The following is a 25,197-nucleotide window of genomic DNA, read 5'->3' on the forward strand; positions in this document are numbered from 1 at the left end:
CGGGAACTGCTCGCTACAGGCGCGGGTTGTCCATCGGTTGAAGCGATGGCGGCAGGCGCGGCGGGCCTGCGTCAGAATGCCTGCGTGCCCTCCTCGTCCTCCACGCCCCTCTTCCACGCCAGCCACCTCCACAAGCGCTACGGCGACACCACGGTCGTCGACGACCTGTCGTTCGAGATCGCGCCCGGCGAGTGCCTCGGCGTGATCGGCCCGAACGGGGCCGGCAAGACCACCACGATCCGCATGTGCCTGGGCCTCACCACGCCCGACGGCGGCGACATCTCCGCGCTGGGCCTGCAGATGCCGCGCGATGCGCTGGCCATCAAGGCGCAGCTCGGCGTGGTCACGCAGTTCGACACGCTCGACCCCGATTTCAGCTGCGCCGAGAACCTCGTGGTGTACGGCCGCTACTTCGGTTTCAGCAAGGCGCATGTGCGCGAGCGCGTGCCGCAGCTGCTGGAGTTCGCGGCGCTCTCGCACAAGGCGGATGCGAGGCCGGGCGAGCTGTCGGGCGGCATGCGGCGGCGGCTGTCGCTGGCCCGTGCGCTGGTGAACGACCCCAAGCTGCTGCTGCTCGACGAGCCGACCACCGGGCTCGACCCGCAGGCGCGGCACCTGATGTGGGAGCGGCTGCAGGTCCTGCTGCAGCAAGGCAAGTCCATCCTCCTGACCACGCACTTCATGGACGAGGCCGAGCGCCTGTGCTCCCGCCTGCTGGTGCTCGACCATGGCCGCAAGATCGCGGAAGGACGGCCGCGCGACCTGATCGCCGAGCACCTGGAGCCCGATGTGGTCGAGGTGTATGGCAACGGCGCACTGTCGCTGGCCGAATCGCCCGAACTCAAGGCGATGGCGGCGCGTGTGGAGGTGAGCGGGGAGACGGTGTTCTTCTACACGCAGGATGCGCGGCGCCTGCTCGATGCATTGACGCGGCACAGCGGCCTGCGCACCTTCCATCGGCCCGCGAACCTCGAAGACCTTTTCCTCAAGCTCACGGGTCGGCAGATCCGTGAAGACGGCTAGGCCCGGACCATGAATACGACAACCGCAACCACGGCTGCAGCAGTGGCAGCACCGCCCCCGCCTTCCGTGTGGCGTCCGCCAGAAATCTCGCTGCGCTGGTGGCCCGTGTTCCTGCGCAACCTGCTGGTGTGGCGCAAGCTCGCGATCCCCAGCCTGATCGGCAACATCGCGGAGCCCTTGATCTGGCTCGTGGCCTTCGGCTACGGGATGGGCGCGCTGGTGGGGCAGGTGTCGGTGGACGGCGTGAAGGTGCCCTACATCCTGTTCCTGGCCAGCGGGTCGATCTGCATGAGCGCGATGAATGCGGCCAGCTTCGAGGCGCTTTACTCGGCCTTCTCGCGCATGCATGTGCAGAAGACCTGGGACGGCATCATGAATGCGCCTGTCGGTCTGGACGACATCGTGCTGGCGGAGATGCTGTGGGCCGCCTTCAAATCGATCTTCACGGTCACGGCGATCCTGTTCGTGATGCTCGGCCTGGGCATCAGCCACAGCCCGAAGCTGGTGGTCGCGTGGATGGTGCTCATCGGGGCCGGCATCACCTTCTCGTCGATCGCGCTGATCTTCAATGCGCTGGCGAAGGGCTACGACTTCTTCACCTACTACTTCACGCTGTTCATGACGCCGATGATGTTCCTGAGCGGCGTGTTCTTTCCGCTCGAGCAGCTGCCTTCGGCGGTGAGGGCCGTGGCGGCGTGGCTGCCTCTGACCAATGCGGTGGCGCTGGTGCGGCCGCTCTTCATGGACCAGTGGCCGGCCGACTGGTGGCTGCATGCGGCCGTGCTGGCCGTGTATGCGGTCGCAGCGTTCTGGATTGCGCTGGCACTGACCCGCAAGCGGTTTCGAGGCTGAAGCCTTGAGGAATGCGGGTCGCCGGAGCGGCGATCGCGTCGACGGTGTGATCGCTCAGAGCACTTGTTGATCGGCCGCAAACCAGCAGCGTGCCCTCGTGCGCAGGGCACCGGGTGCTCCCCGCAGCGAAATAAAGGAGGAGCGAAGCGGGGGACATTCGCGGAGGGGAGTACCCGGTGTCCTGTGCACGCACCCCGAACAACAACCCCAGCCTTCGTTCCAGTCTCATGCGATGCGGGTCAAGCGCCAGCGCGGTGGGAAACCAAAAATGGATGTTTTCAAATTACATTGCACGCAATTTAATTGTTCGCTACAATTCAGTCCATGCGCTCCCACACCGTATCCACCGACGACATGCTCAAGCTGGACAACCAGCTCTGCTTCGCGGTCTATTCCGCCTCGTTGGCCATGACCCGCCTCTACAAGCCGGTGCTGGAAAAGCTGCAGCTCACCTACCCCCAATACCTCGTGATGCTCGCCCTCTGGGAGCAGGACGGCCCCATGGTCTCCGAGCTCGGCGAACGCCTCTCGCTCGACTCCGGCACGCTCACCCCGTTGCTCAAGCGGCTCGAAGCCAACGGCTACGTCGCCAGAGTGCGTGACGTCGCCGACGAGCGCCGCGTGCACATCACCCTCACCGCCGCCGGCCGCAAGCTCAAGGCTCGTGCCGCCAACGTGCCCGAGTGCCTGATGGCCGCCGCCCAGTGCTCGGTGCCCGAACTGATTTCGCTCACCCAGCAGATCCAGGCCCTGCGCGACCGCATCAAGAAAGCGGCCTGACAGGCACCCCAGGTTTTCTCCCCGCTTCGATCGAAAAAGAGAGAAGCATTTCCAACCCTCCCTCCATCATCAAAGGAATCACCATGACCACCAAGCTCGACAAAGTGCTCTACACCGCAGAAGCCCACACCGTCGGCGGCCGTGACGGCGCCGGCAAGTCCAGCGACGGCGCCATCGACGTCAAGCTGAGCTCGCCCGGCTCGGGCAAGCCCGGCACCAACCCCGAGCAACTGTTCGCGGTCGGCTACGCCGCCTGCTTCATCGGTGCGATGAAGGCCGTCGGCCCGAAGATCGGCGTCAAGGTGCCCGAAGACGTGGCGATCGACTCGAAGGTTTCCCTCGGCCCGACGAACGGCGGCGCCGCCTACGGCATCTCGGTCCAGCTGGCGATCACGCTGCCCGGCCTCGACGCGGACCAGAAGCAGAAGCTGGTCGACGCGGCTCACCAGGTCTGCCCCTACTCGAACGCAACCCGCGGCAACATCGACGTCGAACTCACGATCGTCTGATTCCGCGCCCAGCGCAGCAAGGAGCGCCCCGGCCACAAGCCGGGGCGCTTTTTTCATGGCCGCCGTTGTCTCACGAGTGACGCGAAAAGGAACAACGCGATAGCGCCTTTCATCAAGCTTGGCTAATGTGCCGCAAGCCCCCCGAAACTCACACCACCGTGGAGATCGACACCATGAGCACCACCACCAGCTTCCTCATCCGCAAGGACCAGCTCCCCACCACGCGCCTGAGCACCACCACCGACCAGCCATTGACGGATGGCCAGGTGCGCGTGCGCATCGACAGCTTTGCGCTCACCTCCAACAACATCACCTACGCCGCCTTCGGCGATGCGATGAGCTACTGGCAGTTCTTCCCCTCCGGCGAGGAGGGCTGGGGCAGCATCCCGGTATGGGGCTTCGCGAGCGTGGTGCAGTCGCTGCACCCCGGCGTGGCGGTGGGCGAACGGCTCTACGGCTACTGGCCGATGTCGTCGAGCGCGGTGCTGAGCCCCGACCGCCTCTCGCCCGCGCGCTTCACCGACGCCGCCCCGCACCGCGCCGAACTGCCCGCGGTCTACAACCAGTACTTCCGCTGCAATGCCGATCCGCTCTACACCGCGGACACCGAAGACCTGCAGGCATTGCTGCGCCCGCTGTTCATCACCTCGTGGCTGATCGACGACTTCATGGCCGACAACGATTTCTTCGGCGCCAACACCCTGCTGCTGTCGAGCGCATCGAGCAAGACGGCCTACGGCACGGCGTTCCAGCTGCACCAGCGAAAAGGCATCGAAGTGATCGGCCTGACCTCGCCCGCCAATGTGGCCTTCTGCGAGAGCCTGGGCTGCTACGACCGCGTGGTGACCTACGACGCGCTCGGCACCATCGCGGCCGACACGCCCTGCGTCTACGTCGACTTCGCCGGCAACGGCGAGCTGCGCAATGCCATCCACGGGCGCTTCGCGAACCTCAAGTACAGCTGCTCGATCGGCGGCACGCACGTCGAGCAGCTCGCGTCCAAGGGCGCGGGCAAGGACCTGCCGGGCCCGCGCGCCACGCTGTTCTTTGCGCCGGCGCAGATCAAGAAGCGCACCGCCGAATGGGGCGCCGACGAATTCGGCCGGCGCATGGTGGCCGCCTGGCACGACTTCCTCGCCACGGTGACCGACGCGAAGAACCCCTGGCTGCGTGCCGAGCGCCACCACGGCGGCGAGGCCGTGCAGGCGGCCTACGCGCAGGTGCTGGCCGGCAAGGGCGACCCGCGCATCGGGCATATCCTTTCGCTTTACAAACAACCCGGCGGGCTGTAACAGCGAAAGGGGCGGGGGTAGCGACAATCGCTGCATGACCCTTTCCCCCGCAGCGCCCGCCAACACACATCCTTACGAGAGCCTCACGCCCGACGTGGTGCTCGACGCGCTCACGACGCTCGGCCTGCACGGCGACGGCCGGCTCACCGGCCTGAATTCCTATGAAAACCGGGTCTACCAGGTGTACCTGGAAGACCCGGCCCCGCATCCGGCGGTGGTGGTCAAGTTCTACCGCCCCGGGCGCTGGAGCGAGGCCGAGATCCTCGAAGAGCATGGCTTCTCGCTCGAACTGGCCGCAGCCGAGGTGCCGGCCGTGGCCCCGCTGGCCTTCGACGGCAAGACCCTGCACTACCACGCCGGCTTTGCCTTCAGCGTGAGCCCCTACCGCGGCGGCCGTGCGCCCGAGCTCGACAACTTCGAGGTGCTCGAATGGGTGGGCCGCTTTCTGGCGCGCATCCACACCGTGGGCAGCGCCAAGCCTTTCGAGGCCCGCCCCGCGCTCGATCTGCAGACCTTCGGCCTCGATTCGCGCGACTGGCTGCTGGAGAACGACAAGATCCCGCTCGACATGCAGCGCGACTGGGAAAAGATCTGCAACCAGGCGCTGGACATGGTCCGCGCGACCGCCCTCGCGCTGCAGCCGCCGGCCTCCGACTTCAAGCCGCGCAAGCTGCGCCTGCACGGCGACGTGCACCCCGGCAACATCCTGTGGACGCCCACCGACCGCCCCGGCGGCGGCCCGCACTTCGTCGACCTCGACGACGCCCGCACCGGCTTTGCGGTGCAAGACCTCTGGATGCTGCTGTCGGGCGACCGTGCGCAGCGCACCTCGCAGCTGTCGGGCCTGCTCGACGGCTACGAGCAGTTCCGCGAATTCGACCGGCGCGAATTGGCACTGATCGAGCCGCTGCGTACGCTGCGGCTCATCCACTACAGCGCGTGGCTGGCGCGCCGCTGGGAAGACCCCATCTTCCCGATCAACTTCCCGTGGTTCGGGTCGAGCGACTACTGGAAGGGGCAGATTCTCGTGCTGGAAGACCAGTGCGAGCAGATGGCGGAGGAGCCCCTCTACGCCTGAGGCTCGGCGGCAGCCGCGAGGCTCTCCGCCACGCCCTGCAGCAGCCGTTCGACCAGCACGTTCGGCGGCCCGGTGCGCCACACACCGTAGGCCTCCGACTGCACCACCGCCCGGTCGAGCGGCCGGAACACCGCTCCACGCAAGGCCGAATGCCGCATCGCCTGCGGCACGAGCGCCACGCCCATGCCCTGCGACACCAGCGAGACCACGGCCAGCCAGTGGCGCACCTCGTGCCGCACCTCGGGCAGGAAGCCCGCGTCGGCGCAGATCGACAGGATGCGCTCGTGGTAATCAGGCGAGGCTTCGCGCGAGAACAGCACGAAAGGCTGGTCGCGCAGGTCGGCCGGGGCCAGCACACGCTTGCGCGCCAGTGCGTGGCCCGCGGGCAGGCAGCAGACGAAGGGCTCCGACAGCAGCAGCCGGTGCTGCAATTCGGGCGGCACGCGGTGCGTGTGGGCAAAGCCGAGATCGAGACGGTCGTTCAGCAACTCGGCAATCTGCACGCCGGAGTTGAGCTCGCTCAAGGTGACACGCACCGCCGGGTGCTTCGCCTGAAAGGCGCGCAGCGCCTGCGGCAGCCCCCGGTAAAGCATCGCACCCACGAAGCCGATGCGCAGCCGGCCCGCCGAGCCCGCGGCCACATCGCGCGCCTCCAGCGCGGCCTCTTCCGCCTGCTGCAGCAGCCGCCGCGCCGAGATGCGCAGCGCCTCGCCCGCCTGCGTGAGCCGCACCTCCTTGCTGTTGCGCTCGAACAGCCGCGCGCCCACCGATTCCTCGAGTTGGCGGATGGCCACCGACAAGGGCGGCTGCGAGATCGACAGGCGCCGCGCGGCGCGTCCGAAGTGCAGCTCCTCGGCCAGCACGGAGAAGTAGCGCAGGTGTCGCAATTCCATGAATAGGCAAATCGAATCGAACAAGACCAATTCGATATTAGACACAGATCGTCGTGGCTTCAACAATGCGGCGAACCAGGAGACAAACGCATGGCCCAGAACGACGCCACCGCCGCAACCGCCGCGCCAGAAGCCGCGCACGCCCATCCGATTCCCGACCGCCACGGGCAGAACCTCTTCACGGCCGACCTCGAGCTGCACGCCCTGCTCGCGCTCTACCTGCCCGAAGACCTGCGGCGCCACATGCGGCCGCATTTCGAGCGCCTCGGCGGCCTCGCGGGCGGCCTGCTCGACGAACTGGCCGGCACCGCCGACCGCAACCCGCCCACGCTGAAGCAGCGCACCCGCACCGGGCTCGACGAGCAGAAAGTGATCAAGCACCCGGCCTACGTGGAGATGGAGCGCCTCGCGCTCAGCGAATTCGGCCTGGCCGCGATCTCGCACCGCGACGAGACGCTGGGCTGGAAGGGCAAGATGCCGCCGCTGGTCAAGTACGTGCTGACCTACCTGTTCGTGCAGGCCGAGTTCGGCCTGTGCTGCCCGGTCTCGATGACCGACTCGCTCACGCGCACGCTCAAGAAGTTCGGCAGCCCCGGGCTGGTCGCGCGCTTCCTGCCGCGCCTGACCTCGCTCGACTTCGACGAACTCGCGCAGGGCGCGATGTTCATGACCGAGCAGGCCGCGGGCTCCGACATCGCGGCCACCGCGACGATGGCGCGGCAGGAGGCCGACGGCCGCTGGCGCATCACCGGCGACAAGTGGTTCTGCTCCAACCCCGACGCCGACTTCGCGATGGTGCTCGCGCGCGCCGAGGGCGGCGCGACGGGCATGAAGGGCGTGTCGCTGTTCCTGCTGCCGCGCCGGCTCGAAGACGGCAGCCTCAACCACTACCGCATCATCCGCCTGAAGGACAAGCTGGGCACGCGCTCCATGGCCAGCGGCGAGATCCGGCTCGAAGGCGCGGTCGCCTGGCTCGTCGGCGAGGAAGGCCGCGGCTTCGTGCAGATGGCCGACATGGTGAACAACTCGCGCCTGTCGAACGGCGTGCGCGCCGCCGGCCTGATGCGCCGCGCGGTGGCCGAGGCCGAGTACATCGCCTCCGAGCGCCGCGCCTTCGGCCGCACGCTCGACCAGATGCCGCTGATGCAGCGCCAGCTCGACAAGCTGCGCCTGCCGTCCGAGCAGGCCCGCACCATGGTGTGCCAGACCGCACTGGCGCTGGCCCGCTCCGATGCCAACGAGGCCGACGCCTATGCGCTGCTGCGCATCCTCACGCCGCTCATCAAGTTCCGCGCCTGCCGCGATGCACGCAAGGTGACGGGCGACGCGATGGAAGTGCGCGGCGGCTGTGGCTACATCGAGGAATGGAGCGATCCGCGCCTCGTGCGCGATGCGCACCTGGGCTCGATCTGGGAAGGCACGAGCAACATCGTGGCGCTGGACGTGATCCGCGCCGTGAAGCGCGAGGGCTCGCTGCCGGTGCTGCGCGCGCACTGCGAAAAGCTGCTCGGCGACGCGGCGCTGCCACCCGCCTTCGCCAAGGCGCTGCGCGATGCGCTGGCCCGTGCCGCCGCATTGGCCGAGACCGCAGCACGCGAAGGCGGCGATGTGCTGGCGCGCCAGGCCGCCTCGGCGCTCTACCACTGCACCAGCGCCATCGCGATGGCGTGGGAGGCCGCAGGCACCGGTTCGGCCGCGCGCCTGCGCTGGGCCCAGCTGGTGCTGCTGCACCGCGTTCTGCCGCGCGACCCGCTCGCGCCCGACGCCATGCCCGCGGACTGGAACGACACCGCAACGCACGCCGCCGAAGCCAACGCCTGATTCACAGAACAACGGAGACATCACCTTGCGACACCTCACCCACTTCTTCGCCGCCGTCACGGCCTGCGCCGCGCTCTTGAGCGCACCCATTGCGCAGGCCCAGGCCCCCTTCCCCTCGAAGCCCCTGATGCTGGTCGTGCCCTTCCCGCCCGGCGGCCCGACCGACGCGATGGCGCGCACGCTGGCCGCCGAGATGAAGGACCGCCTCGGCCAGCCCATGATCGTGGAGAACCGCGCGGGCGCCGGCGGCAACATCGGCGCCGAGTACGTGGCGCGCGCCGAAGCCGACGGCCACACGCTGCTGTTCGGCACCTCGGGCCCGCTCGCCATCAACGCAAGCCTCTACCGCAAGGTCAACTACGACCCGGCGAAGAGCTTCGCGCCGGTGATCCAGGTCGGCTACCTGCCGAACATCCTGGTGGTGAACCCGGCGCTGCCGGTGAAAGACGTGCGCGAGCTGGTGGCATACGCCAAGGCCAACCCCGGCAAGCTCAGCTACGCCTCGTCGGGCAACGGCGCCTCGTCGCACCTCGCGGGCGTGCTGTTCAACTCGGTGGCCGGCACCGACCTGCAGCACATTCCCTACAAGGGCACCGGCCCCGCACTCAACGACCTGCTCGGCAACCAGGTCAGCATGACCTTCACCGACATCCTCACCGCCCTGCCCTACGTCAAGGCCGGCAAGCTGCGCGCATTGGGCGTGGCGACGGCCGCCCGCTCGCAGGCGCTGCCCGATGTGCCGACGATCTCGGAGCAGGGCTTCAAGGGCTACGACGTGAGCGTGTTCTTCGGCATCGTGGCACCGGCCGGCACGCCGGCAGACCGTGTGACGAAGCTCAACCATGCATTTGCCGAAGTGCTGAACTCGCCGAAGGTCAAGCAGATGTTCGCGGCACAGGGACTCGAAGCCTCGGCGGACACCTCGCCGCAGAAGCTCGGCCAGTTCATCGCGAGCGAATCGGCCAAGTGGAAGGACGTCGTGAAGAAGTCGGGCGCGCAGCTCGACTGATCGCGAAATACGGAAGATCGACATGACATCTGCCCAAGGCGCCCTCGCGGGCATCCGCGTCCTCGACATCTCGCGCATCCTCGGCGGCCCGTACTGCGGCCAGATCCTCGGCGACCACGGCGCCGACGTGCTCAAGGTGGAGCCGCCGCAGGGCGACGACACGCGCACCTGGGGCCCGCCCTTCAAGGACGGCGTGGCCTCCTACTACCACGGGCTCAACCGCAACAAGCGTGTGCAGCACCTGGATTTCTCCACCGGGGAAGGCCGCGAGGCGCTGCTCGCGCTGGTGGCCGAGGCCGACGTGCTGATCGAGAACTTCAAGACCGGCACGATGGAGCGCTGGGGCATCGGCTACGAGACGCTGTCGCAGCGCTTTCCGCGCCTCGTGTGGTGCCGCGTCTCGGGCTTCGGTGCCGACGGCCCGCTGGGTGCGCTGCCCGGCTACGACGCCGCGGTGCAGGCCATGACCGGCATCATGAGCATCAACGGCGAAGCCGATGGCGGACCGCTGCGCGTGGGCCTGCCGGTGGTCGACATGGTGACCGGGCTCAACGCGGTGATCGGCGTGCTGCTCGCGCTGCAGGAGCGCCAGCGCAGCGGGCGCGGCCAGTTCGTCGAAGCAGCGCTGTACGACAGCGGCCTCTCGCTGCTGCATCCGCATGCGGCCAACTGGTTCATGGATGGCACGGCGCCGCGCCGCACGGGCAACGCGCATCCCAACATCTACCCCTACGACGCGCTGGCCACCGGCACCGACCCGGTGTTCGTGGCGGTGGGCAACGACCGCCAGTTCGCGAGCCTGTGCCGCTGCATCGGCCTGCCCGAGCTGGCCGACGACCCGCTCTACCGCACGGCCGGTGCGCGCTCGGTGCATCGCGACGGACTCAAGCAGCGGCTCGAAGCGGCGATGGCCACCTTCGACGGGCGTGCGCTGGTCGACCAGCTGATGGCAGCCGGCGTGCCCGCCGCACCGGTGCTGCCGGTGGCCGATGCGCTGCAGCACCCGCACACGCTGCACCGCGAGATGGTGGTCGAGATGGAAGGCGGCTACCGCGGCATCGGCGCGCCGGTGAAGCTGAGCCGCACGCCCGCGAGCTACCGGCATGCGCCGCTGACGCCGGGCACGGCGTTCCTGCCCGCGGACGATTCAGCGAAGCACTGAACGGCCGCGGCCGATGCCGTAGTAGGCGATGCCGGCGGCTTCGACCTCGGCGGCGTCATAGATATTGCGGCCGTCGAAGAGCGCCGGCGTTTTCAGGGCGTTTGCGATGCGTGCGAAATCGGGCCGTCGGAACGCAGGCCATTCGGTCACCAGCGCCAGCACGTCGGCGCCTTCCAGCGTTGCCTCGGGCGTGTCGCACCACTGCACGTCGCCACGCCCGCCGACGATGGCGCGCGCATTCGGCATGGCCGCCGGATCGTGGACCCGCACGCGCGCACCGGCGGCCCACAGGCGCTCCAGCAGCACCAGGCTCGGCGCGTCGCGCATGTCGTCGGTGTCGGGCTTGAAGGCCAGGCCCCAGAGGGCGATGGTCTTGTGCGCGATGTTGCCCTCGAAATGGTGCGTCATCAGGTCGAACAGGCGGCCCTTCTGCTCGTGGTTCGTGGCCTCGACGGCCGAGAGGATGCGCAGCGCATGGCCCTCGCGGTCGGCCGCATGCCGCAGTGCCCGCACGTCCTTCGCAAGGCACGATCCGCCGTAGCCTGCGCCCGCCTGCAGAAAGTCGGGGCCGATGCGCCGGTCCGAGCCGATGCCGCGCCGCACCATCTCGATGTCGGCGCCCGCATGCTCGGCCACGCGCGCCATCTCGTTCATGAAGCTGATGCGGGTGGCGAGCATCGCGTTGGCGGCGTACTTGGTGAGTTCGGCGGAGCGGCGGTCCATCGCCAGCAATTGCCTCGGGTCGCGCACGAAGGGTCGGTAGAGCCGGGTCAGCAAGCCGATGGCTTCAGGGTCTGCAGCACCGAGCACGACACGGTCGGGCTGCCGGCAGTCGCGCACGGCCGAGCCTTCGCGCAGGAACTCGGGGTTCACGGCCACCGCGATGCGATGAGCCGCACCGCGTTGCGAGAGCACCTCCTGCAACAGGGCCTCGACCTGTTCCGCGGTGCCGACGGGGGCGGTGGACTTGCAGACGACCAGCCCATCGCGGTCGCGATGCCGCCCGATGCTCCGTGCGACGGCCATCACATGCTGGAGATCGACACGGCCCTCGGCATCGGCCGGCGTATGGACCACGATGAAGAGAACCTCCCCATGCAGGCTCGCGATACGCTCGTCGGCCGTGAACCGCAGCATCCCCGCGGCGAGGCCGGCCGCCACCAGCGCCTCCAGCCCCGGCTCGTGCAGCGGCATCCGGCCCTGCTGCAATCCTTCGATCCGGGTGGCGTCCGCGTCTGCGCAGAGCACCTCGTGCCCCGCCTCGGCCAGGCACGCCGCGAAGGTCAGACCGACATAGCCGGCGCCGAAGATGCTCACTTTCATGCGTGCCCCCGCCGCTCAAGGCACTGGCCGCGGCGGCGGTTGTGAGATAAAAGCAGGATGGAAGCCTTCAAAACAATGTCCGGACAGGAAAATTCGATGATGCCCGATCAAGTTGCCGCACGCACTGCGCTGGTCCTGGAGACCAACAACCTGCGCGGCGGAGCGGATGCCGAGGCCGCCGCCAGCACGAGCCTGCAGCGCCTGGTCGCCCTGCTGGCGAAGCAGCAACTGCCGCTCACGGCGCTGGCGCAGGTGGTCATCACGCACGACGGCCTGAGCGCCGCATCGTGCGAGGCCGTGACGGCGCTGGCGGGCCGCCCCGTCGACTTCGTGCGCATCGATGCCGCCACCGGCTACTACGACGCCAAGAACGTCGGCTTCGCGGCCACCGACGCCGCGCGCTGCGACCACGTGGTGTTCGCCGATGCCGACTGCCTGCCCGCCGACGACTGGCTGCTGCAGATGCTCCTGCCGTTCACGCGCACCGACCCGCCCGCCGTGGTGGCCGGCCGCACCAGCTATGCCGCCAACATCGTCGGCACCGCGCTGACGACCATCGACTTCATGTACTTCCCCAACGCCGGCCATGCGGGCGCCACGAGCAACTTCTACGCGAACAACGTGGCCTTTCGTCGCGATGTGTTCGAGCAGCACAGCTACCAGGCACTGGCCGGCGTGTACCGCGCGCACTGCCAGGTGCTGGGCATGCGGCTGAAGGCGGCGGGCGTTCCGGTCCATTACGCGGCGGCGGCCCACACCGAGCACCGCCTGCCCGACACGCGCGCCGAGGCGCTGAAGCTGCGGTGGATGCGCGGGCAGGACACGTATTCGCTCACGCCGCACCTGCTGCGCAGCTATGTGTCGGCGCGCTGGCAGTGGCTGGCCAAGAGCGGGCCGATCGGTCCGCTGTGCGTGCTGTTCACACGGCTTGGCTTCAGCGTGCGCGCGCTCAATCACCAGGACCTGCCGCCGCTGCGCGGCGTGCGCTGGGTGGCCGGCGTGGCGTTGATCGTGGGCTTTTCGGTCATCGACATGCTGGGTGCGTTCGCGCGCGGCATCGGCTTGCACACGACAGGCCGAGAGAACGCCGATGCACAGGCGCTCTCATACCACCGCCCCTGACAGCACTCGAACAGAACAACAACAAACAAAACCATGCGCATCCATCCATCGCTCTCCCTTCGCAGCATGACCTGGGGTCTTGCGCTCGCCGGCCTGTGCGCCACGGCCGCCGCAGCCGACTTCACCGGCCGCGGCGTCTTCAACTTCAAGTCCGACAGCGGCTGCCCGTTCGGCGCGCTCGCGGCGGCCGACGACTGCAACCGCCTGGCCCTCGACGACGCCGACACGCGCGCTTCGCTCGACAGCGCCGCGCACACCATCCGCTTTGCCAACCCGCGCAGCTACGGCGAGAAGACCATCGTGGGCGATGTGCTGCTGCAAGGCTCCGGCCAGTCGCGCAGCGGGCAGCGCGTGCCGCTGACCTTCCATGCGCTCCTGAGCCGCTCGGGCAACGCGTGGTCGGTGAGCAGCCATGCGCATTCACCCATCGGCGACGAGTTCAGCGACATCCGGATCGATCCGTACCAGGTCGTGGTGATCGAGGGGAGCGCCGAACGCGTGGTCTTCACGCCCGCGCAGATCAGCGAGACGCTCGCCAAGCCTTCGCTCGCCGCGCGGCTTGCGAACGAGTTCGTTCAGGTCCAGGACAACCGCACGGGCGGCGCGAAGGATGCGGACATCACCATCGGGCTCGGCCTGAGCAAGGCCTCGAAGTCGGTGGCGCGCGCGCGCTTCCATGCGCCTTCCGCCAAGGGACTCCAGCTCGCCGAGGCCATGCAGCAGGGCAACTGGACGCTCGAGCTCCAGGCCCTGAGCGGGCAGATCCCTCGCGAGGTGGTGCAGCGCGACCTGTTCCTGTTCGGCCTCGAATCGCAATCGGCGTTGCAGCCGCTCCTGCAGCGCGGCTTCAAGAAGAACGAGAAGCTCGTGCTCGGTGCCACGAACGGCAAGGGCTATGTGCGGTACGACGGACAGCAGCGCGAATTCGCCGGGGCCGATGCATCGGCGCGCGCCTTCCTGCAGGACAGCTTCATCGGCCTCGTGCTGGGCTGGCAGCAACAGCAGCAGCCCGTGAAAGCCAAGGCCGATGGCCGCTGACGCGTCCCTGCCAGCGGCCGGCTTCGAGTGCCTCGCGCCGCCGCAACTGAGCGGCTGGCCGGCGCTGCAGGCCCGGCTGGTGCACCACGTCAAGCGTGCCGCATTGCGCCAGATGCACGCGAGCCGCGCCGGCGAAGTGCTGCTGCTGCGCCTCTACCTGGTCGGCGAGGAATCGTCCGAGCAGGCCCTGCAGCGCGAACTGCGCACCAGCGCGCCCGGCTGGCTCACGCGCCAGCTCGACCAGCACCTGGCCGACGAGCAGCTGCATGCACGCCTCTTCGCCAACGCCATCGTCGAACGCGGCGGCAGCGCGCAGGCGGCCGCATCTCTCGAGGAAGCGCCCGGGGAAGCATCGCAGCCCGACTGGCTGAGCCGGCGCAAGCTCGCGCGCTGGCAGCGCCTGATCCGGCGCCATGCGCCGCACTTCTCGCACGGCGGGCTCGTGCCGGCCTATGCCATCGGCCTCTGTGCCGAGCAGATGGCCTCGCGCATCCTGCAGCGCCATTGCGCACTGATCGGCCCGCAGCACGCGCTGCACCCGCTGCTCACGCGCGTGCTCGCCGACGAAGACCGCCACGTCCGCCTGTGCAGCCACACGCTGCAGCGCTGCGTGGCGCCGCACGAGCAGGCACGGCTGGCGCAGCTGATGCGCGAGGTGCGCGACACCGAGCGCGGCTTCGGCATCACCGGTGCGCTGGGCATGTACGCCGCCGGCCTGGCCCTGCGCCTGCGCCCCGGCAGCGCGCGACCCGTGGCTGCCTGATTCGATGCCGCCGCGCATCGTCTACCTCGCGACCGCGGACGCGCGCGGCCACCTGATGCGCGCGCAGTTGCTCGCGCACGCGCTGCGGGCCGCGGGCGCCGACGTGCAGGTGCTCACCACCTCCGACGAGGGCGCACGCTTCCTCGCCGGCTTCGGCATCGAGGCGCCCGTGCTCTCGCGCCACTACGCGGTGCAGTTCGACAGCCAGCAGAACATGCTGCGCCGCGAGACCGACCGCAACGTCGCGCACTACGTGTTCCGCCCCGGGCGCATGCTGCGCGACATCGTGCGGCTGCGCGCCTGGTTCCGCGAGGCGGACCTGGTGGTGAACGACTCCTTCCACCCCGCACTGCTGTTCATGGGCTGGATGCCGGGCTGGCGGCACAAGGTGGTCCATGTCTACGGCGCCAGCCTGCGGCATGCGCTCGAAGGCAATTTCAGCGGACGGATGCCGGGCTGGATGGCGAACGTGTTCGGCCGCATCGTGGCGTGGCAGATCGACCGCAGCCGCGCGCGCATCGCGCACGACTTCGCCTACGGCGAGCCGCAGCACGACGGCCGCGGCGGACATCGGCTCGCCACGCCGGTGGCGGTGATGGGGGTCGACACGGAAGCGCACGACGACCTGGCGCCCCAGGCCGCGGTCTATCTCAATCCGCATTTCGAGGAGGCCGCGCTGGCCGACGGCCTGGAGCGGGGGCTGGCCGACGCCGGCGTGCCGGCGCACCTTGTCGGCGAAGGCTATGCGCACCGCGCGGGTTGGCACGCGCAGGACGAGCACTGGATCGAGATGGCCGCACGCAGCGCCTTCATCGTCTCGGCCCCGGGCATGGCGGCGCTGTCGATCGCGGCGGTCTACCGCAAGCCGATCCTTCTGCTGCTGACCGACCAGCCCGAGCAGGCGATCAATGCGGGGCGCGCCGCGCAACTGGGGCTGCTCCACCGCACCGTGACATGGCACGGCCGCACCGGGGATTTCGCGCGGGCCGTGACGGCGGCGGCTGGCGAACTGCTCGCGCTCGCCGGCAATGGCGACAGCAAGAGCCATGGCGCCGGTGCGGCGCAGGGGCGCGAGGCCGCCGTTGCCCGCCTGCAGCACTGGACGGCGCTGCTCTCCCGCCTCGCGGCGCCGGCTACCCGGTAACCCCGCGGGCCGAGTCGCGCAGCGCGCGAAACACCCGGGCCAGCGCGCGCACCGGCCGCATCTCCGACCACTGCATGGACGACTTCGGCGGTGGCATCGAGACCACGCCCCGGGCCGTGCGCAGCGACACCTGCAGCTTCCTGATGGTGAAGCCCGGCTTGGCGGCCGCCCTGCGCACGCCGCCGCTGCTCGCATCGGCAACGACGAACTGCAGCACCAGGCATTTCCGCCCTGCCGTGGGCTGCACTTCGAACACCAGGCTGCGCCGCCGGGCGCCGGTGGTGCAGGACTTGGCCAGGACCATGCCGTCGAACATCGCGTGGACGCTCGTGGCCTTGGTGCTGCTGCGGTAGTCGATGCGGACTTCGAGGCGGTGCGGCTGCCGGTGCGACAACGTGTTCGGCAGCGACGGCAGCGGAACCACGAGGCAGGCGAGTTCGCCGGCGCTCTTCGCGCCCTCCGCCTCGGGCGCCGACCAGCCGTGGCTGAGCCAGCCCGTGGCGGGGCTGCCCGGATGGAACAGGTAGGGGCGGCTCAGTTGCAGCTCGGGCACGTCGCGCAGGCCGCGGCTCTGGTCGTCGAAGCCCCAGCGGGTCATGAAGGCCCGGTCGATGGCGGCGGCGGGCCATGCCGCGAAATGGCGCCGAGCGGCATCGCCGCCCTCGCCGCCGCAGACGGTGGCCATGAAATCCATTGCGCCGATCCCGGCCCCGACGGGTATCCACGCCGAACACGCCACCGGCAGCTGCCCCGCCGCATTGCGGTCGGCCCGGATCAGGGCATGCGCGGGCTTGCGGAAATAGCGCGCCTCGGTCAGCACGCTCGACGACAGGCTGGCGGCGAAGTGCACGTTCGCCGCCGACAGCAGCGCATAGGTGTTCTCGTGGGTCCACGCCACATTGGGAATGGCCCGCGCGATCGGCGCCAGGTCGTGCAGCGCGGGCTCGTAGGGATGCGGCTTGACGACCAGCAGATCGACACCCTGCGCCAGTTCGCGCAGCGGCGCGATGACGCTCGCGGGGTGCATGGTGCGCCCGCCGCTGACCAGCGACAGGTCGACCAGGCTCTGCCCGAAGAAGAGCCCGACGCGCAGCCGCGGGTCGAACAGGGAAGGCGCGCCATGCCGCGCGAAAAATCCCTTGAGCGCAGCCGCATGGTTCCAGAACACTTCCTCCTCCACGCGGCGGGCCTGCAGCGCCGCCTCGATGACCGGATCGTTGGTCCGCGCGCAGAAGTGCAGGTGCTCGGTGAAACGCCGCGGATCGATCTCGATGTCGAGATAGCTCGCGCCGCTGCGGGCAATGCAGTGCTGCAGCGCCGGCGTGAGGCCCCAGCCGATCACCAGGCAGCCGGGGTCGAAGGCCGGCATGCCGTCGCGGCCGTGCACGGGCAGCAGATCGGCGATGCAGGCGCGGGCCCAGCCGGCCGGCGTGCAGGGCAGGTCCAGCCGGGCCATGAGGCGCGCCACGTCGATGCGGCCGCCTTCGGACAGCGGCGCCACCTCGCGCACCGGCAGGCCCAGCCGGCCGAGCGTGGAATCGAAGAAGCCTCGCAGGAATCGCCGGTTCGCGACGTGGTACTGAAGACCGTTGGCGGCGGACCGAAAGAAATCGTCCGCAAAGATGATGTGATTGAACCGGCGGGTTGTCATCGGCTGAGTGCGGCCCGGCCTGCCCCTTGCAAACCGTCCGCGCGACCTTCCATGTGCGACCTGCCAATCTAGGCAGTCACTCTTAGGCCGGAGTGAGCAAGGCGGCGCACCCGCGCAAAGTTGATGCAAAGGCCCGGTAAAGCGGACCGGAACATGGCCTCTTTCTCGGTCAGTCCAGCGACAGCCCGAGTTCGCGGATCAGCGCATGCCAGCGCGCCGATTCGCCCCCGATCAGCGCCTCGAACTGCGCCGGCGTGCTGCCCACCGGCTCGACGCCGAACTCGGCGAGCTTGCGCTGCACCGCCGGGTTGTGGATCGCGCTCGCCACCGATTGCTGCAGCCGGGCCACCACCTCGGACGGCGTGCCGGCGGGCGCCACCAGGCCCATGAGCGCCGCGGCCTCGACCTGCGGCATGCCGAGTTCCGCGAAGGTGGGCACCTCGGGCAGCTGCGGCAGGCGGGTGGCGTTGGCGACCGCGAGCGCGCGCACCTTGCCGCTGCGGATGAAGCGGCTGGCCGCGGCCAGGTCGCACATCATGGCGGGCAGCTGACCGCCCGCCAGGTCGGCCAGCGCGGGCGCCGCGCCGCGGTAGGGCACGTGCACCATGCGCAGCCCGGCCTGCCGTTCGAGCAGTTCCATCGCCAGGTGGTGAGGACTGCCGGTGCCGGCGGAGGCGAAGCTGATCTTGCCGGGAAAGGCCCGCGCATCCTCGATGAAGGCGCGGGCGTCCTTGACGCCGCTGGCAGGGCCGACCAGCAGCACCATCGGCAGCCGGCCCAGCAGCGTGACGGGCGCGAAGTCGCGCGCCGGGTTGTAGCTGAGGTTGCGGTAGAGGGCCGGGTTGAACACCAGCGTGCCGTTGTCGGCCGAAAGCACCGTGTAGCCATCGGCCGGCGCGCGGGCGGCCTCGACGGCGCCGAGCGCGGTGTTGCCGCCAGCCCGGTTGTCGATCTGCACCGGCTGCCCCGCGTCGACCGCGACCTGGGTGCCGATGGTGCGCGCCACGATGTCGGCGCCGGCACCGGCGGGGTACGGCACGATCCAGCGGATCGGCCTGGCGGGAAATTCGCGCTGCGCGTGCGCCGCCCTGACCGACACGACCGCGAGGGCCAGCGCCGCAAGCTTCCGTCGGGACAGGCCGGGCATCACGTCACGCGGCGCGGCTGGTTTTCAGGCCCTGTCCGGCGGCCCAGGCTGCGACGTCTTCGCGCTTGATCGCCGCGGCCATCAGGCCCGGAAACGCATCGGGCGTGCAGGCGAACGATGGCACGCCGAGCGCCGCCAGCTTGGCGGCCAGGTCGCGGTCGTAGGCGGGCGCGCCTTCGTCGCTGAGCGCCAGCAGCGCGATGAACTGCACGCCGGCCTCGACCAGTTCGTTGGCGCGCCGCAGCAGGTTGCCTTCGACCCCGCCTTCGTACAGGTCGGAGATCAGGATCAGGATGGTGTTGCGCGGCTCGCGCACCAGGCTCTGGCAGTAGCCCACTGCGCCGTTGATGTCGGTGCCGCCGCCGAGCTGCACGCCGAACAGCAGGTCCACCGGGTCCTGCAGCTGCTCGGTCATATCGACCACCTGGGTGTCGAACACCACGAGCTTGGTCGACACCGCGGGCAGGCTCGCCATCACAGCGCCGAAGATGCTCGAATAGACCACCGAGGCGGCCATCGAGCCGCTCTGGTCGATGCACAGGATCACCTCGCGCTGCGGCTGGCGGGCCTTGCGGCCATAGCCGACCAGCGTCTGCGGCACCACGGTGCGGTATTCGGGCTGCCAGTGGCGCAGGTTGGCGCGGATGGTGCGGTTCCAGTCGATCTCGGAATGGCGCGGCCGGCGGTTGCGCTGGCTGCGGTTGAGCGCGCCGCTCACGGCGCTGCGCATCGGCTCCTCGAGCCGCTTCATGAGTTCGTCGACCACCTTGCGCACGACGGCGCGCGCGGTGTCCTTGGTGCCGGCCGGGATCACGCTCGAAAGGGCCACGAGGTTCGCGACCAGGTGCACGTCGGGCTGGGCGTTCTCGAGCATCTCGGGCTGCAGCAGCATCTGGCGCAGGTTGAGCCGCTCCATCGCATCGCGCTGCATCACCTGCACCACCTGGCTCGGAAAGTACTTGCGGATGTCGCCGAGCCAGCGCGCCACGCTGGGCGCCGAATCGCCGCGGCCGCCGCGCTGCCCGCCCTGGCCGAGGCCGCGCCGGCCGTCGGCTTCGTAGAGCGCGGCGAGCGCCTGGTCGATCTCGCGCACGCGGCCCTCGACCGCGCCGCAGCTGGCATTGGCCTCGCTGCCGAGCACGAGGCGCCAGCGCTGCAGGCGGTCGGTGGGCGGCAGTGCCTCTTCCTCGATGTCGGCGGGGTCCGGATTCACGCTCATGCTTTCACTCCCAGCAGTTCCCGCAACAGCGGCAGCGCGAGCGCCGCGCGCGTTTCGTCCCAGTCGGCGGCGGCCATGGCAGCGGGCGTCGTGCCGCCGACCGCGCCGCGCTTGGCACGCTCGCCGAGCGCACGCCGATCGGCGCCCGAAAAGTCCGCGAAGCTGCGCCGCACGAGCGGCAGCACCTGCACGAAGTGTTCTTCGCCGAGCCCCGAGAGCCAGCCGTCGACCAGCGACCAGACCGCCTCGTCGTGCAGCAGCACCATGGCGTTGCGGTTGAGAAAACCTTCGAGCCACGCGGCGGCCTCGGTCGGCGGCGCGCCGGCCGAGAGGTTGCGCGCGAGCTGCTGCGAGGCCCCGTCGCTGTCGAGCTGCGCATCGTCGAGCAGCAGCCGGCAGCTTACGCCGCGCAGCAGCGAAGCGGCGCTTTCTCCGAAGGCGATGGCGCGCAGCGCATTGCGCCACGCGGTCGTGGTTGCTTCGCCGTCGCGCAGGCGCACGGCGTCGTGCGCGGCGATGAGCCGGGTGCGCAGCGCCTCGGCGGCTTCGGCATCGAGTGCGCCGCACGCGATCGGCAGGCCGATGGCGCCACGCACGATGAGGCTGTCGAGCACATGCGAGAGCAGCGCGCTGTCGGTCTGGCGCACGCTGCCGTAGCGGAACACATTGGCCAGCGGCGGCACGGCGCCGATGAGCTGCACCGCGTCGCCGGTGAGCGCGGCACGGTCTTCGAGCGCACGGGTCACGGCCTGCACGGCCACCGGCAGGTCGGCCAGCAGCACGGTGTCGACCTGCTCGGCCAGCACGGTCAGCGAGGTCTCTGCCGCCAGCCCTTCCATCACGCGCGCGCTCGCGGCGTGGGCCACGGTGGCGCCGAAGCGGCTGGCTTCGATGATGCGCAGCGCGAACTCGGGCTGCCACTGCAGCTGCCAGACCTCGTGGAAGGTGCCGCGGCTCGCGCGCTGGCCGGCGGTGATCTCGCCCCAGGGCAGGTCGAGCAGCCGCAGGCGGTGCAGCAGGTGGCTGCGCGCGAGGTCGTTGGGCTGGCGCAGGTCGAGGTCGAGCGTCTTCGCCGTCGCCTCCGGCTTGAGGCGCAGGCTCTTCTGCGCCTGCTCGATGTCGCGCTGCAGCGGCACGGTCGGCACTTCGGCCGGTACCTGGCCCATGCGGTCGCCGACGGTGAGGCGTTCGCGGATCAGCGCGAGGGGCGCCTGCTCGCCCATGCAGATCACGCTGCGCACGGCTTCGTCGAGTTCGGGCAGGCCAGGTGCGGGGCGCTCGCGCAGCGCGGCCAGCGTTTCGGCCAGGCGCGTGGCTTCGATCAGGTGGGCGGAGGAACAATCGAGGTCGTGCTCGCGCAGCAGGCGCGCCACGCGCGCGAGCCAGCCGGTGCTGCGGCCCGCGACCTGCTGGCCCTGCTGCCACAGGTGTTCGTACCAGCCCGGCGAATCGATGCCCGCGCCGTAGCCGCTGGCGCTCGTGAGGTGCCGGTAGGTCCATGGCACCCAGGTCGCGAGCACCTTGAGCTTGGGCAGGCCCTTGAGCAGCGCGGCATCGGCCTTGGCGGTGACCGTGCCTTGCAGCGCGGGCACGTGCCAGGCGCCGCAGACCACCGCGATACGCTGGTGGCCGGCCTTGACGGCCTCGCGGATCGACTGCCGCATGAAGGCTTCGCGCTGTTGCTCGCGCTCCATGGCACGCTGGCCGCGCCGGTCGTCGGGCGTTTCGGCGCGCACCGCGGTCATGGCTTCGGCGATCGCGCCGAACAGGTCTTCGCCGTCGCCGCGCTCCTCGACCATGTGGTTCCACCAGCTCTCGCCGTCGGCATAGCCTGCGGCGTGGGCGAGCCAGTCGAAGGGGTCGTCGGGCAGTGCGGTGGCGGCCGGCTCTTCCACCGTTTCGGACACCGGGATCGTGTCGGTCTCGTCGTCGTCGAGCGGTGTTTCGGCCGGTGCTTCCGCGGCGGCTTCAGCCGCAGTCTCGTCGGCCGCGCGCGCCGCCTGGTCGATGGCCATGCGGTGCGCTTGCGGCAGGTCGATGAAGCGCGTGGRCAGGCCGTGCTTCATGCCCCATTGCAGCGCCTGCCACTCGGGCGAGAACTCGGCGAACGGATAGAAGGCGGCCAGGCGCGTGTCGTCGTTCGCATGCACGAGCATCGCGACCGGCGGGCGCAGGTCGGCATGCGCCATGAAAGAGAGCAGGCCCTCGGCCTCGGGCGGCCCCTCGACCAGGATGCAGTCGGGCTGCAGCGACTCGAAGGCGCGCAGCAGGCTGCGCGCGCAGCCGGGGCCGTGGTGGCGGATGCCGAAGTAGTGCAGCGGTGAAGCCACTGGGCGCGAAGTCATCTCGGTTGCTCCACCTTGCTGGCGCGTGGTCTGCGACGTTCGAAATCCTCTGTGCGTTGGGGGTGCGTGTGTTCGGGGTGCGTGCACAGGACACCGGGTACTCCCCTCCGCGAATGTCCCCCGGGGGCTGCGCCCCCTCCTCCTTTATTTCGCTGCGGGGAGCACCCGGTGCCCTGTGCACGATGAGCGCTGCTCTCGTGCTGGCCGATCAACCGCTGCGCTGAGCGATCACGCCGATGGGGTGCCTTGCGCAGCGAAATAAAGGAGGAGGCCTGCGGCCCTAGGCCGCGCCGGGGGACATTCGCGGAGCAAGGTACCCCGTCGGCGGGATCGCACCCTGAACAGCAGCGCCCTGAACGGCAGTTCCCTGCCCCACGAAGTGAGCAAAGTCCGGCGGAGTTCATCAAAGCTGCTCGCGGCAGGCGCGGTACAGATCCTTCCAGTCGGTACGTTCCTTGACCACGGTCTCGAGGTATTCCTTCCACACCACGTGGTCCTGCACCGGGTCCTTGATGACGGCGCCGATCAGGCCCGAAGCCACGTCGGCCGAACGCAGCACGCCGTCGCCGAAGTGGCCGGCCAGCGCCATGCCGCTGTTGATGACGGAGATGGCCTCGGCGGTCGACAGCGTGGAGGTGGGTGATTTGATGCGGGTCTTGCCGTCCTCGGTCTGGCCGTTGCGCAGCTCGCGGAAGATCTGCACCACGCGGCGCACTTCCTGCAGCGCGGGCGGCTCGGCCGGCAGCGCGAGCGCGCGGCCCAGCTCGGACACCCGCTTGACGACGATCTGCACTTCCTCGGCCTCGCTGGCCGGCACGGGCAGCACCACGGTGTTGAAGCGGCGCTTGAGCGCGCTCGAGAGTTCGTTCACGCCCTTGTCGCGGTTGTTGGCGGTGGCGATGACCGAGAAGCCGCGCACGGCCTGCACCTCGCTGCCGAGTTCGGGAATGGGCAGCGTCTTTTCGGAGAGCACGGTGATCAGCGTGTCCTGCACGTCGGCCGGAATGCGCGTGAGTTCTTCGACGCGCGCGATCTTGCCGAGGCGCATCGCGTGCACCAGTGGACTCGGCACCAGCGCCTTTTCGGAAGGGCCGTTGGCCAGCAGCTCGGCGTAGTTCCAGCCGTAGCGCAGCTGCTCTTCGCTGGTGCCGGCCGTGCCCTGGATCAGCATGGTCGAGTCGCCGCTGACGGCCGCGGCCAGGTGCTCCGACACCCACGACTTGGCCGTGCCCGGCACACCGTAGAGCAGCAGCGCGCGGTCGGTCGCGAGCGTGGAGACGGCGATCTCCATGAGCCGGGGATTGCCGATGTACTTGGGGCTGACCTCGAAGCCATTGGCCAGCTTGCCGCCCATCAGGTAGGTGAGCACGGCCCAGGGCGAGAGCTTCCAGTTGGCCGGGCGCTGGCGGTCGTCGACCTTCTGGAGCGCATCGAGTTCTTCGGCGAATTGCTGTTCGGCATGCTGGCGCAGGACATTGCTCATGGACGGCCTTGGGATGAAGAGGTTGGCAGAGGAAGAAGAAGGGTGGAAAACAGCTGGCGCGCACGCACGATGCGCGCGGTGTCGCTCAATGCGTTGGCAAGGCCGGGGCTTTCCTCGGCGGCGCGCGGGAGGTCGGCCAGCAGGTGCAGCGCGTCGGCATGCAGCAGCGCGGCCGCATTGCCGAGCACCTGGCGCAGCACGTAGTCGTTGACCAGGTCGCCGCGTTCGACGCGCAAGCGCAGTGCGGCAGCGAGCTTCCGCGAGAGTTCGGCCGACGGGGTTTCGCCGGGCGCGCAGGCCTGGTCGGCGAAGGCGACCACTTCCTGCACGCCGTCGCCCGAGTCACCGAGCTCGCGGAGCCAATGGCGCTCGCGCCGCTCGCGGGGCAGCAGCGCCAGCAACTGGCCCACCCAGGCGCGCTGGCTGCGCGGGCGGTCGAGCATCGCGTCGCACCAGTCGAAATCGGGGGCCGCGAGGATCGCGTCGTTCCAGCCGCGCAGCAGCGCGTCTTTCCAGTCGCCTTTCGCGGCCCAGTCGAGCAGCGCGGCGGGTGTCATGCCGGTGCGCGCGGTCCACCACGAGACCGGCGCCTGCCGCACGAGCTGGTAGAGCCACCACGCGCGTTCGCCGAGGCTTTCGTGGGTGGGGCGCGCGGCATCGATGGCGTCGTCCTTCCAGCGCGGGTCGGCGGCCTCGGGGGCTTTCAGCTGCCAGCTGCCGCCTTCCTGCGACAGCAACGGCGCGAGGAAGGCTTCGATGCGCTGCACGTGGGCGCTCTCGGGCAACCGCTGCAGCAGCTCGACCACGGCCTGCCGCACGTCGCGGGCGCGATCCTTGAGCTGGGCATCGAGCAGGGCTTCGTCGTCGGGGCCGATGCTCTCGGCCAGTGCGCCGAGCAGCGCGGCGCGTTCCTTGGCGGGGAGTTGCGGCAGCTCCGCGGCGAGGCGTGCGCGTGCAGCCGCAGGGTCGTCGCGGCGTTGTTCGATCAGCACCGCGCGACGCTGTTCGAGGCTGCCCTCGTCCCAGCGTGTCTGCGCATCGGCCTGCTCGCTCGCGCCGACGGCGTAGCGCCAGTCGTCGTTGCGTGCGGCGAGCCAGAGTCCGCGCTCGCCGAGTGCTGGAATCACGGCGGGCCGCAGGTCGATGGCGCGGCGGCCGGCGTCGAGTGCGGTGGGCAAGAGGTTGTGCGGCAGGCGCAGGCCGGCAGCGGTCACCGCGGCGAGGCCTTCGTGCTGCAGGCGCAGCGGACCGCTCGCGAGTGCGTCGGCGATGGCGGCTTGCAGCGCGGGATCTTTCAGCACGGGGCGCTCGTCGGCGGCTGCAACCGGCGCGTCGGAAGGCGACAGGCCCGGCGCCACGAAGCCGGCACGGCGGCCGATGGCCACGGCGCCTGCGGCGCGCAGGAGCTGGCCCTGCGCTTCGCCGCTCTGTATCGCTTGCAACAGCGCTGCGAATTCGCCGGCCATCGCTTGGGCCGCCGGCGCAGGTTGTCGGGCGGTGCCGACCAGCGCGGTCTGCAGCAGGGTGTTCCAGTGGCTCATTC

21 protein-coding genes are annotated in these 25,197 nt (G+C 69.8%); 13 read left to right on the forward strand and 8 right to left on the reverse strand.

Annotated features, from left to right (window positions below):
• Positions 1-45 precede the first annotated feature (45 nt).
• The 6 genes from AC1DXX_RS07405 (at position 46) to AC1DXX_RS07430 (ending at position 5,534) form a co-directional block, all read left to right on the forward strand.
• Positions 46-1,023, forward strand: coding sequence for an ATP-binding cassette domain-containing protein (locus AC1DXX_RS07405; RefSeq protein WP_478133527.1), 978 nt, complete (start codon positions 46-48; stop codon positions 1,021-1,023).
• Between the two features lie 9 nt (positions 1,024-1,032).
• Positions 1,033-1,875: an ABC transporter permease gene (locus AC1DXX_RS07410; RefSeq protein WP_478133528.1), complete on the forward strand. Its 843-nt coding sequence runs from the start codon at positions 1,033-1,035 to the stop codon at positions 1,873-1,875.
• 324 nt (positions 1,876-2,199) lie between these two features.
• Positions 2,200-2,655 (forward strand): MarR family winged helix-turn-helix transcriptional regulator, encoded by a 456-nt coding sequence (locus AC1DXX_RS07415; RefSeq protein ID WP_478133529.1) that lies wholly within the window; start codon positions 2,200-2,202, stop codon positions 2,653-2,655.
• Between the two features lie 83 nt (positions 2,656-2,738).
• Positions 2,739-3,164 carry an organic hydroperoxide resistance protein gene (locus AC1DXX_RS07420; RefSeq protein ID WP_478133530.1) on the forward strand — a complete coding sequence of 142 codons (426 nt, stop codon included), beginning with the start codon at positions 2,739-2,741 and terminating at the stop codon, positions 3,162-3,164.
• A gap of 173 nt (positions 3,165-3,337) precedes the next feature.
• Positions 3,338-4,456 carry a DUF2855 family protein gene (locus tag AC1DXX_RS07425; protein ID WP_478133531.1) on the forward strand — a complete coding sequence of 373 codons (1,119 nt, stop codon included), beginning with the start codon at positions 3,338-3,340 and terminating at the stop codon, positions 4,454-4,456.
• Between the two features lie 34 nt (positions 4,457-4,490).
• A complete protein-coding gene (locus AC1DXX_RS07430; protein WP_478133532.1) occupies positions 4,491-5,534 on the forward strand; it encodes a serine/threonine protein kinase in 1,044 nt (347 codons plus the stop codon).
• Here the strand turns inward: AC1DXX_RS07430 and AC1DXX_RS07435 are convergent.
• Positions 5,525-6,427 (reverse strand): LysR family transcriptional regulator, encoded by a 903-nt coding sequence (locus tag AC1DXX_RS07435; RefSeq protein WP_478133533.1) that lies wholly within the window; start codon positions 6,425-6,427, stop codon positions 5,525-5,527. The genes AC1DXX_RS07430 and AC1DXX_RS07435 overlap by 10 nt on opposite strands.
• A gap of 90 nt (positions 6,428-6,517) precedes the next feature.
• Between AC1DXX_RS07435 and AC1DXX_RS07440 the strand changes: the two genes are divergently transcribed.
• From AC1DXX_RS07440 to AC1DXX_RS07450, 3 genes are read left to right on the forward strand one after another with little or no spacing between them, the layout of a single operon-like run.
• The gene (locus tag AC1DXX_RS07440) at positions 6,518-8,248 is read left to right on the forward strand and encodes an acyl-CoA dehydrogenase family protein (RefSeq protein ID WP_478133534.1); all 1,731 of its coding nucleotides are present in this window, start codon (positions 6,518-6,520) and stop codon (positions 8,246-8,248) included.
• A 25-nt stretch (positions 8,249-8,273) separates the two neighbouring features.
• Complete coding sequence (locus tag AC1DXX_RS07445; RefSeq protein WP_478133535.1) at positions 8,274-9,257, forward strand: Bug family tripartite tricarboxylate transporter substrate binding protein; 984 nt, start codon at positions 8,274-8,276, stop codon at positions 9,255-9,257.
• A gap of 22 nt (positions 9,258-9,279) precedes the next feature.
• Complete coding sequence (locus AC1DXX_RS07450; protein WP_478133536.1) at positions 9,280-10,419, forward strand: CaiB/BaiF CoA transferase family protein; 1,140 nt, start codon at positions 9,280-9,282, stop codon at positions 10,417-10,419.
• On the opposite strand, the gene AC1DXX_RS07455 is transcribed toward AC1DXX_RS07450, so the two are convergent.
• Entirely contained in the window at positions 10,405-11,742 is a 1,338-nt protein-coding gene (locus tag AC1DXX_RS07455) for a UDP-glucose dehydrogenase family protein (RefSeq protein ID WP_478133537.1), read from the reverse strand. The two genes, AC1DXX_RS07450 and AC1DXX_RS07455, sit on opposite strands and share 15 nt — an antisense overlap.
• Before the next feature lie 96 nt (positions 11,743-11,838).
• On the opposite strand from AC1DXX_RS07455, the gene AC1DXX_RS07460 reads away from it, so the two are divergent.
• The 4 genes from AC1DXX_RS07460 to AC1DXX_RS07475 are packed head-to-tail and all read left to right on the forward strand — an operon-like array spanning position 11,839 to position 15,809.
• Positions 11,839-12,864, forward strand: a complete 1,026-nt coding sequence (locus AC1DXX_RS07460; protein ID WP_478133538.1) for a glycosyltransferase family 2 protein — start codon at positions 11,839-11,841, stop codon at positions 12,862-12,864.
• Positions 12,865-12,897: 33 nt separating this feature from the next.
• Positions 12,898-13,902 (forward strand): hypothetical protein, encoded by a 1,005-nt coding sequence (locus tag AC1DXX_RS07465; RefSeq protein ID WP_478133539.1) that lies wholly within the window; start codon positions 12,898-12,900, stop codon positions 13,900-13,902.
• Complete coding sequence (locus AC1DXX_RS07470) at positions 13,892-14,665, forward strand: hypothetical protein (RefSeq protein WP_478133540.1); 774 nt, start codon at positions 13,892-13,894, stop codon at positions 14,663-14,665. Before AC1DXX_RS07465 ends, AC1DXX_RS07470 begins: the two co-directional genes overlap by 11 nt.
• 4 nt (positions 14,666-14,669) lie before the next feature.
• A complete protein-coding gene (locus AC1DXX_RS07475; protein WP_478133541.1) occupies positions 14,670-15,809 on the forward strand; it encodes a glycosyltransferase family protein in 1,140 nt (379 codons plus the stop codon).
• Here AC1DXX_RS07475 and AC1DXX_RS07480 read toward each other — a convergent pair.
• The 6 genes from AC1DXX_RS07480 to AC1DXX_RS07505 form a co-directional block, all read right to left on the reverse strand.
• Positions 15,799-17,460, reverse strand: coding sequence for a hypothetical protein (locus AC1DXX_RS07480; protein WP_478133542.1), 1,662 nt, complete (start codon positions 17,458-17,460; stop codon positions 15,799-15,801). The genes AC1DXX_RS07475 and AC1DXX_RS07480 overlap by 11 nt on opposite strands.
• A gap of 169 nt (positions 17,461-17,629) precedes the next feature.
• Positions 17,630-18,607, reverse strand: a complete 978-nt coding sequence (locus AC1DXX_RS07485) for a Bug family tripartite tricarboxylate transporter substrate binding protein (protein WP_478133543.1) — start codon at positions 18,605-18,607, stop codon at positions 17,630-17,632.
• 4 nt (positions 18,608-18,611) lie between these two features.
• The gene (locus AC1DXX_RS07490) at positions 18,612-19,826 is read right to left on the reverse strand and encodes a VWA domain-containing protein (protein WP_478133544.1); all 1,215 of its coding nucleotides are present in this window, start codon (positions 19,824-19,826) and stop codon (positions 18,612-18,614) included.
• Positions 19,823-22,171 (reverse strand): DUF5682 family protein, encoded by a 2,349-nt coding sequence (locus AC1DXX_RS07495; RefSeq protein WP_478133545.1) that lies wholly within the window; start codon positions 22,169-22,171, stop codon positions 19,823-19,825. Before AC1DXX_RS07495 ends, AC1DXX_RS07490 begins: the two co-directional genes overlap by 4 nt.
• A gap of 403 nt (positions 22,172-22,574) precedes the next feature.
• Positions 22,575-23,654, reverse strand: coding sequence for an ATP-binding protein (locus tag AC1DXX_RS07500; RefSeq protein ID WP_055802383.1), 1,080 nt, complete (start codon positions 23,652-23,654; stop codon positions 22,575-22,577).
• Positions 23,651-25,195, reverse strand: coding sequence for a DUF5691 domain-containing protein (locus AC1DXX_RS07505; RefSeq protein ID WP_478133546.1), 1,545 nt, complete (start codon positions 25,193-25,195; stop codon positions 23,651-23,653). The genes AC1DXX_RS07500 and AC1DXX_RS07505 overlap by 4 nt, the downstream gene beginning before the upstream one ends.
• Positions 25,196-25,197: the final 2 nt, after the last annotated feature.

This window comes from Variovorax sp. P4_B10, from assembly GCF_056402375.1.